Origin of the sequence: uncultured Psychroserpens sp. (assembly GCF_947501425.1) — a bacterium.
Lineage (GTDB): Bacteria > Bacteroidota > Bacteroidia > Flavobacteriales > Flavobacteriaceae > Psychroserpens.
The window spans coordinates 1-15410 of sequence record NZ_CANMVN010000008.1 but is presented as its reverse complement, the minus strand read 5'-3'; the positions used below and the strand labels follow the sequence as shown (position 1 = coordinate 15410).

General features: G+C 35.1%; 15 protein-coding genes. 10 read left to right on the top strand and 5 right to left on the bottom strand.

What is annotated here, in order from left to right; genetic code table 11:
- Window positions 1-146: 146 nt before the first annotated feature.
- The 5 genes from Q0951_RS12770 (at window position 147) to Q0951_RS12750 (ending at window position 6504) form a co-directional block, all read left to right on the top strand.
- Window positions 147-3218 carry a leucine--tRNA ligase gene (locus Q0951_RS12770; RefSeq protein WP_299337416.1) on the top strand — a complete coding sequence of 1024 codons (3072 nt, stop codon included), beginning with the start codon at window positions 147-149 and terminating at the stop codon, window positions 3216-3218.
- A gap of 5 nt (window positions 3219-3223) precedes the next feature.
- A complete protein-coding gene (locus Q0951_RS12765; protein ID WP_299337415.1) occupies window positions 3224-3583 on the top strand; it encodes a hypothetical protein in 360 nt (119 codons plus the stop codon).
- Between the two features lie 207 nt (window positions 3584-3790).
- Window positions 3791-4891 (top strand): alanine dehydrogenase, encoded by a 1101-nt coding sequence (gene ald / locus Q0951_RS12760; protein WP_299337413.1) that lies wholly within the window; start codon window positions 3791-3793, stop codon window positions 4889-4891.
- 106 nt (window positions 4892-4997) lie between these two features.
- Window positions 4998-5696: a zinc metallopeptidase gene (locus Q0951_RS12755; RefSeq protein ID WP_299338006.1), complete on the top strand. Its 699-nt coding sequence runs from the start codon at window positions 4998-5000 to the stop codon at window positions 5694-5696.
- An 82-nt stretch (window positions 5697-5778) separates the two neighbouring features.
- Entirely contained in the window at window positions 5779-6504 is a 726-nt protein-coding gene (locus Q0951_RS12750) for a Bax inhibitor-1 family protein (RefSeq protein ID WP_299337411.1), read from the top strand.
- 55 nt (window positions 6505-6559) lie between these two features.
- Here the strand turns inward: Q0951_RS12750 and Q0951_RS12745 are convergent, their stop codons facing one another.
- The 3 genes from Q0951_RS12745 to Q0951_RS12735 form a co-directional block, all read right to left on the bottom strand.
- Window positions 6560-7237 carry a response regulator transcription factor gene (locus tag Q0951_RS12745; protein WP_299337409.1) on the bottom strand — a complete coding sequence of 226 codons (678 nt, stop codon included), beginning with the start codon at window positions 7235-7237 and terminating at the stop codon, window positions 6560-6562.
- On the bottom strand, window positions 7227-8033 hold the full coding sequence (locus Q0951_RS12740; protein ID WP_299337407.1) for an ATP-binding protein: 807 nt from the start codon (window positions 8031-8033) through the stop codon (window positions 7227-7229). Before Q0951_RS12740 ends, Q0951_RS12745 begins: the two co-directional genes overlap by 11 nt.
- A 622-nt stretch (window positions 8034-8655) precedes the next feature.
- Window positions 8656-9048: a hypothetical protein gene (locus tag Q0951_RS12735; protein ID WP_299337405.1), complete on the bottom strand. Its 393-nt coding sequence runs from the start codon at window positions 9046-9048 to the stop codon at window positions 8656-8658.
- Window positions 9049-9229: 181 nt separating this feature from the next.
- On the opposite strand from Q0951_RS12735, the gene Q0951_RS12730 reads away from it, so the two are divergent.
- From Q0951_RS12730 to Q0951_RS12715, 4 genes are all read left to right on the top strand, one after another.
- Window positions 9230-9784, top strand: coding sequence for a phage tail protein (locus Q0951_RS12730; RefSeq protein WP_299337403.1), 555 nt, complete (start codon window positions 9230-9232; stop codon window positions 9782-9784).
- A gap of 98 nt (window positions 9785-9882) precedes the next feature.
- Window positions 9883-10437: a phage tail protein gene (locus Q0951_RS12725; RefSeq protein ID WP_299337401.1), complete on the top strand. Its 555-nt coding sequence runs from the start codon at window positions 9883-9885 to the stop codon at window positions 10435-10437.
- A 90-nt stretch (window positions 10438-10527) separates the two neighbouring features.
- Window positions 10528-11562, top strand: a complete 1035-nt coding sequence (locus Q0951_RS12720; protein WP_299337400.1) for a T9SS type A sorting domain-containing protein — start codon at window positions 10528-10530, stop codon at window positions 11560-11562.
- Between the two features lie 171 nt (window positions 11563-11733).
- Window positions 11734-12759 carry a T9SS type A sorting domain-containing protein gene (locus Q0951_RS12715; RefSeq protein ID WP_299337398.1) on the top strand — a complete coding sequence of 342 codons (1026 nt, stop codon included), beginning with the start codon at window positions 11734-11736 and terminating at the stop codon, window positions 12757-12759.
- Window positions 12760-12829: 70 nt separating this feature from the next.
- Here Q0951_RS12715 and Q0951_RS12710 read toward each other — a convergent pair whose 3' ends face one another.
- Window positions 12830-13300: an Lrp/AsnC ligand binding domain-containing protein gene (locus tag Q0951_RS12710; protein ID WP_299337396.1), complete on the bottom strand. Its 471-nt coding sequence runs from the start codon at window positions 13298-13300 to the stop codon at window positions 12830-12832.
- A gap of 51 nt (window positions 13301-13351) precedes the next feature.
- Window positions 13352-14716 (bottom strand): saccharopine dehydrogenase C-terminal domain-containing protein, encoded by a 1365-nt coding sequence (locus tag Q0951_RS12705; RefSeq protein ID WP_299337395.1) that lies wholly within the window; start codon window positions 14714-14716, stop codon window positions 13352-13354.
- 79 nt (window positions 14717-14795) lie between these two features.
- On the opposite strand from Q0951_RS12705, the gene Q0951_RS12700 reads away from it, so the two are divergent.
- Entirely contained in the window at window positions 14796-15191 is a 396-nt protein-coding gene (locus Q0951_RS12700; protein ID WP_299337393.1) for a DUF423 domain-containing protein, read from the top strand.
- Window positions 15192-15410: the final 219 nt, after the last annotated feature.

Here is a 15410-nt window from a genome sequence, read left to right as displayed (position 1 = left end):
TAAATTTGCGAACTTTAAATGTCATTTAGAACAGATCAGTCTTTTCAACTGTCACATCGAGCGTAGTCGAGATGTTAGTGAAGAAAATAATAAGATGTCTCGACTGCGCTAGAAATGACATAAAACAACGATTGTTTATATAAGTTATGAAATACAATTTCAACGAGATAGAAGCCAAGTGGCAAAATTATTGGGCAGAGCATCAGACATTCAAAGCTGAAAACAATAGTGATAAGCCTAAATATTACGTATTAGATATGTTCCCTTATCCCAGTGGAGCAGGATTACACGTTGGTCACCCACTAGGTTATATTGCCAGTGATATCTATGCGCGCTACAAACGCCACAAAGGGTTTAATGTGTTACATCCTCAAGGTTATGATAGTTTTGGTTTGCCTGCCGAGCAGTATGCCATTCAAACAGGTCAGCATCCAGCAATTACTACCGAAACCAATATAAAAACCTATAGAAGACAATTAGATCAAATCGGGTTTTCATTTGATTGGAGTAGAGAAGTACGTACCAGTAATCCTGAGTATTACAAGTGGACCCAATGGATCTTTATTCAGCTATTTGAGTCTTGGTATTGTAAAGTTCATGAAAAAGCATTTCCAATTTCGGAACTGATAGCTTTGTTTGAAGAACAAGGAAATTATACCTTAAATGAGTCTTGTAATGAGAGTGTTGATTTATTTTCTGCGGAAGAATGGAACAGTTATTCTTCTGAAAAGCAACAAGAGATTCTTTTAAATTATAGATTGGCATATCTTGCCGAAACTGAAGTGAATTGGTGTCCTGCATTGGGAACTGTTTTGGCTAACGACGAGATTGTTAATGGCGTATCTGAACGTGGTGGTCATCCTGTAATCAGAAAAAAAATGACCCAATGGAGTATGCGGATTTCTGCCTATGCTGAACGCTTACTTCAAGGATTAGATACTATTGACTGGACCGATTCGCTCAAGGAAAGTCAGCGTAACTGGATTGGGAAATCGGTTGGTGCTTCTGTGTCGTTCAATGTTAATGATCACGACGAGGTTATTGAAGTGTTCACCACACGACCTGACACCATTTTTGGTGTGTCATTTATGACCTTAGCTCCAGAGCACGACTTAGTATCAAAAATTACTACTGAGGATCAAAAAGCTGAGGTTGATGCCTATATTGAAGCTACAGCAAAACGAAGCGAACGCGATCGTATGGCAGATGTAAAAACCATTTCTGGTGTGTTTACGGGTGCTTATGCAGAACATCCATTTACTAAAGAACCGATTCCAATTTGGATTGGTGATTATGTGTTGGCTGGCTACGGAACAGGTGCAGTGATGTCTGTACCATGTGGAGATCAACGTGATTATGATTTTGCTAAACATTTCAATATTCCTATTCCTAACATTTTTGAAGGTGTAGATATTTCCGAAGAAGCCTTTGGAGATAAAGACAACACCATTATTGCTAATAGCGATTTCCTTAACGGAATGAACTACAAGAAAGCTACAAAACGCGCCATTTATGAATTAGAACAATTAGGTCAGGGCGAAGGAAAAACAAACTATAGATTGCGTGATGCGGTGTTTAGCCGACAACGCTATTGGGGAGAACCCTTTCCTGTGTATTATGTGAACGGGATGCCGCAAATGATCGAGCAGAAACACCTACCAATTCTATTGCCAGAAGTTGAAAAATATTTACCAACCGAAGAAGGTGAACCACCTTTAGGTCGTGCAGATGTTTGGGCGTGGGACAAAAAAAATAACAAAGTCGTTTCAAATGAGTTGATAGACAATGAAAATGTCTTTCCTTTAGAACTCAACACCATGCCTGGTTGGGCAGGAAGCTCTTGGTATTTCTTTAGATACATGGAAGAGGTTGCTAATAGAGATGGTGCTTTTGCTACGGAAGACGCATTAAAATACTGGGAGAATGTTGATCTTTATATTGGAGGAAGCGAGCACGCTACAGGACATTTATTGTACTCGCGTTTTTGGGTGAAGTTTATGCACGACAGAGGTTTTGTTGGAGTGGATGAGCCGTTTAAGAAGCTGATTAACCAAGGCATGATTTTAGGTACGAGTGCTATAGTATATAGGTTAAGCTTTTATGGTTGTCAAGGCCAAAGAAATAAATATGGAAAAGATACTGTTGGAGACAATTTGAATAAAGTATTTCTTTCTTCAAAATATATTGATGAAATAGAAAGAATATTTTCTGAAAATAAACTTGATAAGGAATTTAGATTAACACTTCGAAGAAGTAAATTAAATAATGGATTATCACATTCTAATACTAATATTCTTAATAATTTAAGTGATTTATTATTTAGTATAACCACTGAGAATACAACTCAAATTTCTATTGGAATGAATAGCTTTCAAAACCTGTATTCTGATGTTTCTTTTATAAATGCATCGGATGAGTTAGATATTGAAGCTTTTAAAAATTGGAGAGAAGAATTTAATGATGCAATTTTTATTGGAGAAAACGGAGAAATCATTGAAAATAATAATGACGTTTACAAGGTTGGTCGTGAAGTTGAAAAGATGTCCAAGTCCAAATACAACGTTGTTAATCCAGATTCCATTTGCGAGCAATACGGAGCCGATAGCCTTCGTCTTTATGAAATGTTCCTTGGGCCTTTAGAACAAGCCAAGCCTTGGAATACGGCTGGTATTACAGGTGTGCATGGTTTTCTTAAAAAGTTATGGAAGCTATTTGTAGATGACAATGGCTTAAAAGTGAATGATGTTGAACCGACAAAAGACAATCTGAAAACACTTCATAAAACTATTAAAAAAGTTGAAGAGGATATTGAAAACTTCTCTTTCAATACGTCTGTGTCTACCTTTATGATCGCAGTAAATGAATTGACAGCGCAAAAATGTACTAGTAAAGCAATACTAGAACCGTTACTTGTTTTGATTTCACCTTATGCACCTCATATTGCTGAAGAGTTATGGAACAGACTTGGTAATGACCAATCAATCTCCACAGCTCCATTTCCGAAGTTTGAAGAGAAACATTTAGTAGAGAGTAGCAAGAATTATCCAATTTCGTTTAATGGTAAAATGCGATTTACCATAGAGTTGTCATTGGATTTGAGTAAGGAGGATATTGAAAAAGCAGTGATGGCTCATGAGAAAACTATTGCTCAATTAGATGGTCGTACTCCTAAAAAAGTGATTATCGTACCTGGGAAAATTGTAAATATTGTAGGATAGGATACATGAATTTTGGCTTCAAAAAATATGACAAGGTGTTATTGTTCTTTTTTGTGGCATTTATCTCTGCAAGCTCTCTAATTTGGTTATTTGAGGAGCGATTCAATGAAAAGGAATGGCGTTCAAATCCTACCATGCGGTATAAAATGTGCGAGGATATTGTTGATAATGAATTGCTTTTAGGGAAAACCGATGTTGAAGTCATTTCACTTTTAGGCGAACCAGATCTTTTTAGTTCAGAACAGAACTTTCAAATGATTTATGAAGTTGGAAAAGGACCGAGCTTTTTTGAATCTGAAGAAGACCAACTCATAGTGATCTTTGAGAACAGCAGAGTCGTAAAAGCAATTTATGCTGAAGACTGATAGCCATAACTTTCACGGTATTTATTGAAACAATAAATTATGTATCAACAATTAGAAAATACATCAAGCGAGTACAAATTGAAAATTTCATAATATGAGCTCTCAAATTTGAGAAATTCATAAAAATATTTAAGAAGTTATACTTGCTTGGCTTCTCTTTTAATATTCATTGTATTTTTCTTTCTGAAACCATTAAATATGTAGTCAATGATTATAGGTGTTCCGAAAGAAATTAAAAATAATGAAAGTCGTGTAGGTATGACTCCTTCTGGTGTTTTTGAGTTAACAAAAAGCGGTCATACTGTATTTGTCCAGAAAAATGCTGGTTTTGGTAGTGGTTTTTTTGATCAGGATTATATTGATGTTGGAGCTCATGTACTTGAGACTATAAAAGAAGTTTATGCATCAAGTAAGATGATTGTTAAGGTAAAGGAACCTATTGAAGAAGAGTATCCTTTGATTACCTCTGATCACGTCATTTTCACCTATTTTCATTTTGCGTCAAGTGAAGCTCTTACCAAAGCAATGCTTCAAAGTAAAGCTGTTTGTATTGCCTATGAAACAGTAGAAGATAAAGACGGTTCTTTGCCATTGCTAACGCCAATGTCTGAGGTTGCAGGTCGAATGGCAGTTCAGCAAGGCGCTAAGTATTTAGAAAAACCTATTAAAGGTCGAGGTGTACTCTTGGGAGGAGTGCCTGGTGTTCCTCCGGGAAAAGTTTTAGTTTTAGGTGCTGGAGTTGTGGGTATTCAAGCTGCTAAAATGGCTGCTGGTTTAGGAGCTCATGTGACCATTATGGATATTAATATGAAGCAATTACGTTACGTTAATGATGTAATGCCTAATCATGTTGTAACTGAGTTTTCAAGCGAATATACTATTAGAAAACGTATAAGAGACCATGATTTAATTATTGGAGGTGTCTTAATTAAAGGAGCAAAAGCACCTAAATTAATAACAAGAGACATGTTAAGAGATATGCGACCAGGTACTGTCATTGTTGATGTTGCCGTTGATCAAGGAGGTTGTATAGAAACCACAAAACCCACAACACACGAAAATCCTACCTATATAATTGATGATGTTGTACATTATTGTGTGGCAAATATGCCTGGAGCTGTTCCTTATACGTCAACACTTGCCTTAACAAATGTTACTTTGCCATATGTTTTGAAATTAGCCAATCAAGGCTGGGAAATAGCTTGCGCTAACGACGAGGTTTTAGCCAAGGGATTAAATATTGTCAATGGTAAAGTTGTCTATGAAGAAATTGCCGAAGCATTTAATTGGTCTGTGTCTGCTATATGAAATAGATTTTGAGATGCAGTTTACTGACAAAATTTCCTAAGCTAAAATTGGCTTACTTTTTGTTGATATATCTACAATAATTATAATATAAAATGTTATGAGTGGAATGATGGGATATTATGTACTAATTGGAGCTATAGCTTTAGTTAGTGCACTAGTAAGCGGTCAGTTAAAACGAAAATTTGCTCAATATTCAAGAGTACAATTGCGCAATGGTATGAGCGGAAAAGAGATTGCTGAGAAAATGCTTATGGATCATGGTATTAGTGATGTTGAGGTCATCTCGGTTAGAGGCCAGTTAACAGATCATTACAATCCGAAAAATAAAACGGTAAATTTAAGTGAAGCTGTTTATAACCAGAGAAATGCTGCTGCTGCTGCTGTTGCAGCACATGAATGTGGTCATGCCATTCAGCATGCTCAAGCTTATAGTGCACTACAAATGCGATCAGCTTTAGTGCCTGTAGTTTCTGTAACTTCAGGAATGTCAACTTGGTTGGTTATTGGTGGATTGGTTTTAGGTGCTGGAGCAGGTGTTGGTCTTGGCTATTGGGTAGCTGTTGCAGGATTAGTATTTATGGGAGCAGCAACCTTATTTAGTTTTATAACCTTACCAGTAGAGTACGACGCCAGTAATAGAGCTTTAGCCTGGTTAAAAAATAAAAACATGGTGACACCAGAAGAGTATAAGGGATCTCAAGATGCTCTAAAATGGGCAGCAAGAACTTATCTTGTGGCAGCCATTGGTGCATTGGCCTCACTGTTATATTGGGGACTTCAGGTGTTTGGTGGAAGAAGAGATTAAGTGTATTTAGAAATTTTCGATTTTTTACACATGAATCACTGTCATTTTTAGTATTTTGGATCTTACTTAACTAATTTTATATATGGAAAATTCAACAGAAAACTCTTTTGATAATTTTGAAGGTAAATTATTAGTCAGTCACTTGACTAGTGAGGCACGTGTGGCCTTTTATAAAAAAACCTATGCACATGTTGCAGGTGGTGTTTTAGTATTTATACTATTTGAATGGTTGCTTCTTCAAAGTGATGCTATAGTTAATTTTGCCTTGTCAATGACGCAAGGTATGCGATGGTTATTGATGTTAGGTGGTTTTATGTTGGTGACAACCTATGCAGAGCGGATGACAATGAAAACTCAGGACAAGACCAAGCAATATTTGGCTTATGGACTTTATGTTTTTGCTCAAGCATTTATTTTTGTGCCAATGATTTATATTGCTGCGTTTTATATGGAATCAGGACCAGAGATACTGAATCAGGCAGCCATTGTAACTCTTGCGCTTTTTACTGGAATTACTGCAGTAGTCTTTGTGACAAAACGGGATTTTTCTTTTTTGAAAACGGGATTGACTATTGCCTTTTTTATTGCTTTAGGTCTAATAATAGCTGGATCTTTATTCGGATTTAGTCTTGGCTTATGGTTTTCAGTAGCCATGTGTATGTTAGCAGGTGGTTCAATTTTATATCAAACATCAAATTTGATTCATAAATATTCTGAAGAGGATTATATTCCTGCATCATTAGGATTGTTTGCATCATTAATGCTCCTCTTCTGGTATGTTTTACAGATTTTTATGTCAAGAGATTAAAGATTTCCGAAGACATCATATATCAAAGCATTCTTAACAGGATGCTTTTTTAATTTTAAAACTTCTCTTCCAAATTAACTAACTTATTCTGAATAGCGTATACCACAAGTCCTGCGAGATTTTTGGATTCAGTTTTTAGTAGGAGGTTATTGCGATGCCCATCAACGGTTCGTGGACTAATAAATAACTTTTCGGCAATTTCATTAGTGGTGAATTGTTCGCAAATCAATCCGAGCACCTCTTTTTCACGCTTGGTAAAATAAGTGGTGTCAAAATTTGACTTTTTAAGTTGCTCATTACTATTGAGTAAGCCTTCATGAATAAATTTCATAACCTGTTCATCATAGTAAAAACCTTTTTCGGCGACCTCTTTAATGGTTGTTAGCATTAGCTTTGGAGTACTGTTCTTTGCCAAATAGGCTACAGCACCAATAGAGATCATGTTAATGATAAAGGGTTTACTGAAATAACTGGTGAGCGCAATGATTTTTATATCTGGAAATTCTTTCCGTATCAATTTAGTGGTTTCTACTCCATTAAGACCAGGCATTTTTAGATCTGTAATTACAATCTCTGGAAGTTGTTCTGCTGCTCTTAATTGGGTCATGAGATCATTTCCGTCTTCAGCATCAAAAAGAATATCTAAGTTACTTTCTTTGCTTAAAATAGAGATGAGTCCTTGTCTAAATAACAATTCGTCATCTGCAATTGCAATGGTGATTTTAGTGTCCATATGTCTGACAGTTTATAGTGAATGTACTTCCTGAATGTTTTGAGCTCTCAACAAAAAGTTGCCCATTTAATATAGCAACTCTGCTCTTTATATTTTGTAATCCGATACCAGATTTTTTATTATTGGCTTTAACATCAAAACCGATACCGTTATCTTTAAATACTAGTGCAAATCCCTGGTTTTGTTTTTTTAGTTCCATTATAAGCTGATCTGCTTTTCCATGTCTAAGCGCATTATTAATGAGCTCTTGTGCTATTCTAAACACATGTAATTCATTGTGTTTATCTAGCTGGTCTAAGGTGTCAATATCGTGACTAATCTTAATAGATGTATTGGATGTAAACTCGTCAAATAACTCCTCTAAAGCAACTTTTAAACCAAATTTATCTAATATTGGAGGCATGAGTTCATGTGCTATTTTTCTGGAGCTTTCTAAGGTTCTTGTTGTGATATCCAGAATGTGATTTAAAGCGTCTTTATGTTCATTACTTATAGAATCATCATCAATTAAAACATTTGTTGTTAAGCTTACTACGTTGAGTTTGGAGCTAATCGCATCATGTAAGTCCTGTGCTATTCTATTTCGTTCTTCCTCCTGAACTTTAATTGTGGTTTGTAATATTTTTTTCTGATGATCGAGTTTGATATTGATTTTTTCCACTTCTTTTTCAATGATTTTTTTTCTGGAATAGTAGAAAAACAGAATGAGTCCCAGTGTTACCAAGACCAGAAATATAATACCATAAACAAGTGCGCCTATGATTTGCTCTTGACTTGCTGAAATTTCGTTTTCCATTGGATTAATATTAAAATCATGTATATAACATAGAGTACTTTGTTAATGAACCAAATATTTTTTACTGCTGGATTGTTACTGAAAATTGATAAATAGTCTCCTAAAATAAAAATTAGTGTGCTTGTAGATATGTAAATCAAAATTCCAGCATTAATATACATATAACTAGAGGATTTATTAAGAGAATTATACAAATGTATTATAGAGTAAACTACCAAGGGAAATGAAGTGATAAAAATTTCAGTAAGATTAAATTTGAAAAATAAACTTGGATTATAGGCATATTTGACAGCGAGAGTTGTTAATACTATAGCTAGAACAAATAGAGGGTATTTTTTTTGTTTAGGGTTGAATAAAGCTCTAAAAAAATAGGTTAGAAGAATGAATTGTGTTATGAAATAAACATGTGACAGGTATAGATTATTGATTACAAATTTATTTAAAATAAAAACAGATAAAGATGTTAAAAATGAAATAATAAGATACCAGGTGAAAAATTTATAAGCTACAGCCCTCTCATTAGTTCTGTAGCTTATAACATATAGAATTGCATTAATGAAAATCAATATAATTCCTGTGTATTCAAAAAAGGTATTTATTAATTTCATTAATAATTTTTTAATTACTTTATGTCATGATAAAGAATACTTCCCTTATCACAGTCGCTTGGACATGGAGTTGTGAAATCATAAATAGCAGAATTTCCCCCAACCGATGTGATGTCTTTGTAATTTTTTCCATCTGTTGTAGATGTTCCTACAACTAGGAGCATATCTTCTCCTTTGTCATCTGTTGCAAGATATCCTCTCAAAGAAGGATTAAAAGTACCTGGTATCAATGTTAACTTGTTAGTAGATGTGTCAAGAGAAAACTTAAGGTTCATCTCATTAAAACAAGCTACTAAATCATCTACTGGGATTCTGAAAGCTTTAGGCAATGTTTTGTGATTTTTTTGCCAGTTTTCTGTCCAATCTGTACCTTCTTTAAGCGTTCTAGTTAAAGGTGTTGTACTCATAATAATTAGTTTTAGTTGATTAATATTCCTTAAAGCTACTCAAATTGTAGAAAATAAGAGGTGTGAATATGAAAAAACAGGTATTTCTACGTGTTTTTAAGTTATAGTGATTTTGCGGTAAAATTTCATAGGTGATAATCTCACATTTGTAACATATTAATCACAAAATAATTAGACTATTATGGATCAATTTTTAGGAGAAATTATCATGTTCGGTGGAAATTTTGCACCACGAGGGTGGGCATTATGTAACGGACAATTACTATCAATCGCGAGTAACTCAGCATTATTCTCAATCTTAGGAACAACCTATGGAGGTGATGGTAGAACTACTTTTGGATTGCCAGATTTAAGAGGTCGTGCACCTATTAGTGCAGGTCATGGACCAGGATTAGCTGATTTTAGATTAGGCGCAAAAGGAGGAGCAGAAACGCATACGCTTACTGTACCTGAATTACCTGCTCATAGCCATGATGGAAGTCAGTTGAAAGGAACATTAGGAGTGAATGAAGAAGATGGAACTTCTGAAGATCCACAAGGAAAAACGATTGGTGTTGCTACAGATGGATTGCTTTACAATACTGATGCACCTGACAAAACAATGACAGCTAACACAGTGAGTGTATCTGGAAATACAGGGAATACTGGTGGTAATCAAGCATTTTCTATAAGAAATCCTTATCTAGCTGTTAACTATATCATTGCAGTTCAAGGAACATTCCCATCAAGAAACTAAATAGATGTGTGCTTTGGTTACGTTCGAAATTGAATTAATATTTAGATGAACGTACCATATAAATTAAACAAATAACCAATTTAAAAACATACATTATTATGAATCCAATGATAGGACAAATTGAAATATTCGGAGGTAATTTTGCACCACGCGGTTGGGCAATATGTGCAGGACAATTATTACCGATCAATCAATATACAGCATTATTTTCAATCTTAGGAACCACTTACGGAGGTGATGGAAGAACAACTTTTGCATTACCTGATTTGAGAGGGCGTGAGGCTGTTAGTGCAGGAAATGGACCAGGTTTATCGCCAATAGTATTAGGGCAAAAAGGTGGAGCGGAAGTACACTACTTAAACTCTTTAGAAATGGCTAATCATGGTCACGATGCAGGACAGTTGAAAGGAACACTTGGTGTAAATGAGGAGGATGGAACTTCTGAGGATCCTCAAGGTAAAACTATTGGTGTGGCTACTACTGGAATGCATTTCAATACTGATGCACCTGATAAATCAATGACAGGAAATACGGTTAGTATGTCTGGAGCAACAAGTATAAATGGTGCAAGTCAGCCGTTTTCAATAAGAAACCCGTATCAGGCTGTAAACTACATTATTGCACTACAGGGAATATATCCTTCGAGAAGCTAAGATACCGTTTATCGAAAATCCATATTATACCTGAGGTACTGGAATCGCATTCAGTACCTTTGGTTTTCAACTTTTTAAAAACTAATTATTATGAAAACAAAACTACTCTCTTTAGCATTTATTGTAAGTGCTTTTATGTTTAACACTAATACCAATGCGCAAACAACACTAGCGCCTGGTGATATTGCTGTATTCTGGAATCAAGCTGATACGCCTGATAGTTTTGCCTTTGTGACTTTTGTAGATATTGTAGCTGGGACAGGAATCTACTTTACCGATTGTGGTACTACAACATTAGCTGATGGGTTTAGAATGCCTGCTTGCACTGAAGGAGCCGTAAAATATACTGCACCATCTGGAGGTTTATCAGCAGGTGACATTATTCAGTATGTAGATGGAGCAGCTGGTCCAGATTTTGCTCCATATAGCGATTCTAGAATTACTGGATCCCTAGGCTTAGCGACATCAGGAGATCAAGTGGTTGTATTCCAAGATGCTACAAGCGCAGCAGGTGGAACTAATGCAGGGAATACTCCAACTTATCTTTTTGTAATCCACAATGCTTCTACACTATTTACGGGAGATCCTAGCGATAGTAATGAAACCTCTTTACCATTTGGATTAACCGATACTGGATTGCCAAGAACGGCTTTAGGAGTTGGTGCAGGTCCAGGAGTAGATGTGGAGTTTGACAACACTGTGTATACAGGAAGCTATACCTTTACAACTATTGAAGATGCAAAAATAGCATTGACAGATCCAGCTAATTACTACGGATCTAACCCTAATCCACCAGGTTTAGATGCTACTTATGATGCAGCTGTAGCTGCTATACCAGCAGCATTAACTATTACAACTTTGTCAACTAATGAGTTGGGTTTAAACGCCAGTGTGACCTTATTCCCTAATCCTTCAAACGGGCTTATAACTATTAAAAGTGAAGGAGTAGCTTTAGAGTCTATGCAAGTAGCTGATATTAATGGTCGTATTGTGAGTACTATTGATTTGGAAGGGGCAACTCAAGATAAAGAAATCAATTTAACCAATGCGTTAACGTCTGGTTTGTATTTAGTAACAATTCGTTCTAATGACGCATCAATAACTAAGAAATTAATTATACAATAATCTTAAATCTATCTCCTATTACCTGCAACTAATTGTGTTATGTAGTTTAATTGTTTAATAGCAAAGGAAGGTTTTATCGTCGAATTGTGTAATTCGTAGAATAAACCAAATAAAATAGCAATAATGTGCTGATATACAGTACATTTAGTATCTAACTTAAACCATTGAATTATGAAAACAAAACTACTTTTATTAACATTTAGTGTTAGTGCACTATTGTTTAGTGTGAAAACAAATGCGCAAACTACATTAGCTGCAGGTGATATTGGTGTATTATGGAACCAAGCCGATACACCTGACAATTTTGCTTTTGTGACTTATGTCGACTTGGCAGAAGGGACAGGAATTTATTTTACAGATTGCGGTACCACAACTTTAGCAGACGGATTTAGAACGCCTGCTTGTACAGAAGGTGCACAGAAATATACAGTACCTGCTGGAGGTCATGATGCTGGTGAAATTATTAAGTTTCAAGGAAATCCAAATTTTGCACCTTACACTGATTCTAGAATTACGGGCACTTTTGGATTAGCAACATCGGGAGATCAGGTTGTAGTATTTCAAGATGCTACTGATGCTGCTGGAGGAACAAATGCGGCAAATAATCCGACCTATATTTTTGTGATTCACAATGCCTCTACTCAATTTGCTGGAGATCCAAATGATAGTAATGAAACATCTTTACCTTTTGGTTTGACTGATACAGGTTTACCTAGAACGGCTTTAGGTGTTGGAGCTGGTTCTGGTGTTGATGTAGAATTTGATAATACTATTTATAATGGAACTTATACATTTACTACAATAGAAGAGGCCAAAATAGCATTAACAAATCCTGCTAATTATTATGGTACAGATCCTAATCCACCAGGTTTAGATGCTACTTATGATGCTTTAGTAGCAGCAATACCCTTAAAATTGAATATTCCAAATTTATCAACTAATGAGTTTGATTTAAATGCTGCAGTTTCGGTATTTCCAAATCCCTCTAATGGTAGAATTACAATTAAAAATTCAGGTGTAGCGCTTGAAATGGTTACTGTTACTGATGTTAACGGTCGTACAGTATCGTCTATTAATTTAGAAGGAACAACTGTAGATAAAGAATTGGATTTACGATCTGTGTTATCTACAGGAATGTATTTTATGACCATTTCTTCCAACAATGCTTCAACTGTTAAAAAGCTGGTAATCCAATAAAAATATATTTATTATATAATACAAAAAAAGGCAATCTTATGAGATTGCCTTTTTTTGTTATTGTCGATTTTTAGATCTTTATTTGACGCTCAATTTGTTGATCCAGTGAAATAAAAGTTTCAGTTCTTGAGACACCTGTTATGGATTGAATATCATGATTAAGAACATACATCAAGTGTTCATTGTCTTTACATAAGACCTTTATGAAAATACTCCAATTTCCAGTAGTATAATGACATTCTAAGACCTCAGGAATTTTTTGTAATTGTTTTACAGCTTGCGGATTACTAATGGCTTTGTCTAAGTATATGCCAATAAAAGCCATCGTTGTGTAGCCTAATACTTTTGGATTGATCACAAATTTTGAACCAGAGATGAGACCCGATTTTTCCAATTTCCTAAGTCGCTGATGTATCGCAGCACCAGAAATACCAACTAATCTGGCAATTTCTAAAATAGGTGTTCTGGCATCGGCCATCAAAGCGCGCAATATCTTTTTATCGATACCGTCAATTTGAATATTTTGGTTAACTATTTTCATGATGATTTAAATAATGTATGCCTGGCTCATTTCAGTAATAATGGTTTGAATTTAGTTATTCAACGGATTATAACCTAAATAAGGCACTTCTTTTTCGGTAAACGCAATACCATAATCTTTCAATTCGTCAAGAATAGGTTCATACACTTCTTTGGTAATTGGGATTTGAACACCAGGTGTTGTAATTTTTCCATTTAAGATATCTAGCGTAGCCATAGCCACAGGCAATCCAACCGTTTTCGCCATTGCAGTGTAGGTTTGGTCTTCACCAATGGTAACCATAGTTGAATCAATTTGATGCTTTTTACCGTCTAATTCGTATCCAAATTTGTGGTACATCACAATCATGTCTTTGTCATCTGTTTCAAGCGTCCAGCTATCCATTAATATCTTTTGAAGAATTTGAGCTGGAGTCGCTTTTTTAAGTTCGACCATTTTTGTTTTACTGAAAATATCTAACTCCTCTAGCTTGTCCCAAACAATATCATCTTGGTCGATTTTAAGTGCATGTCTAAACTTTAATTCTACAGAATCAGTATGACTATACGATAAGAAGGAGTTGACGAAGTCGCGATAACTCATGTTCTCACTATCATCAATAGTATAGCTGTCATCTGTCATTCCTAATTGTACAAAAATATTCCAAGCACGACTAAAACCTACTCTTCGCATTGTACCTCTATATAAGGTTTTGACATCATTTAATCCGTAAACCGACTGATATTTAAGAGAATCTCTGTTGGCATAGGCTTCAAAACGGCCAAAATTATCAATTTCTAAAAACTCTGTTCTTCTAAACAGTCTGTGGTATGGAATATATTTATAAGCCCCTTCTTGCAAAAACTTTGCGGCACTACCTTGTCCGGCAACCACAACATTTCTTGGATTCCAGGTGAATTTATAATTCCATAAATTATTGTCGCTTTCAGGAGCGACTAAGCCACCTGTAAACGATTCAAATAAAATCATTTTGCCTCCTTTATCACGAATTTTGTCTATAACTTGCATAGCACTCATATGATCTATTCCAGGGTCTACTCCAATTTCATTCATAAAGACTAATCCTTTTTCGGTAACACGATGGTTTAATTTTTGCATTTCATCGCTTACATAAGACGCAGTGACCATGTTTTTTCCGAAGGTAATACAGTCTTTAGCAACTTCAATATGAAATCTTGCAGGAAGCATCGAAATCACAATATCTGAATTTTCAATAGCATCTTGTCTTGATGATTTATCAAAAACGTCTAGCGTAATTGCATTTGCATTCTCATGATCACCAATGAGCTTTTTTGCATTTGAGATATTAATGTCTCCAACGATAATATGTAATTCCTCTTCTACAGATTTATCTAATAAATACTTTATAAGGTATGAAGCAGATTTTCCTGATCCAATAACTAAAATCTTTCGCATAATGGGTTTTGTTGAGTAGTTTTGTGTTCACGAATTTACTAAATACAATGGGTTATAAAAACCTAAATTAAATTAATATATGAACAAAAAAATTCTCATTACTGGAAGTGTTTTAGGTCTTACTGCAATTGCTCTCGGTGCTTTTGGCGCTCATGGATTGAAGGCCTTGATTTCTGTTGAATCACAACAAACCTTTGAGACAGGTGTACGTTATCAAATGTATCATGCGCTATTTTTGTTATTTGTTGGAAGTTACTCGGCACTTAACATAAAGTCCAAGCAAATTATTTTTTATCTAACAGTTTTTGGAGTTTTATTTTTTTCAGGCTCTATCTATGGGTTGGCAACTAATGAGCTTTCAGGTTTTGATTTCAAAACCATTGGTTTTGTAACACCAATTGGCGGACTCATGCTAATTATTGCTTGGGCAATATTGTTAATAAAGTTTTTAAAAATCAATACCGATAAATCTTAAAATTAACAGGCTACTTTAAAATAATGTGTAATTTTGCATCTTAAACAACACAAACAAATTATGGTAAACCATACACAAACTACGAAAACGATTTCGTTAGAATCATACGGCATTAAAAATGCTAAAGTTAAGTATCAATTATCTCCAGAAGAGCTTCAACGTATTACTGTTGAAAAAGGCATGGGAAAAGAGACCAGTAATGGCACACTGGCGATAAAT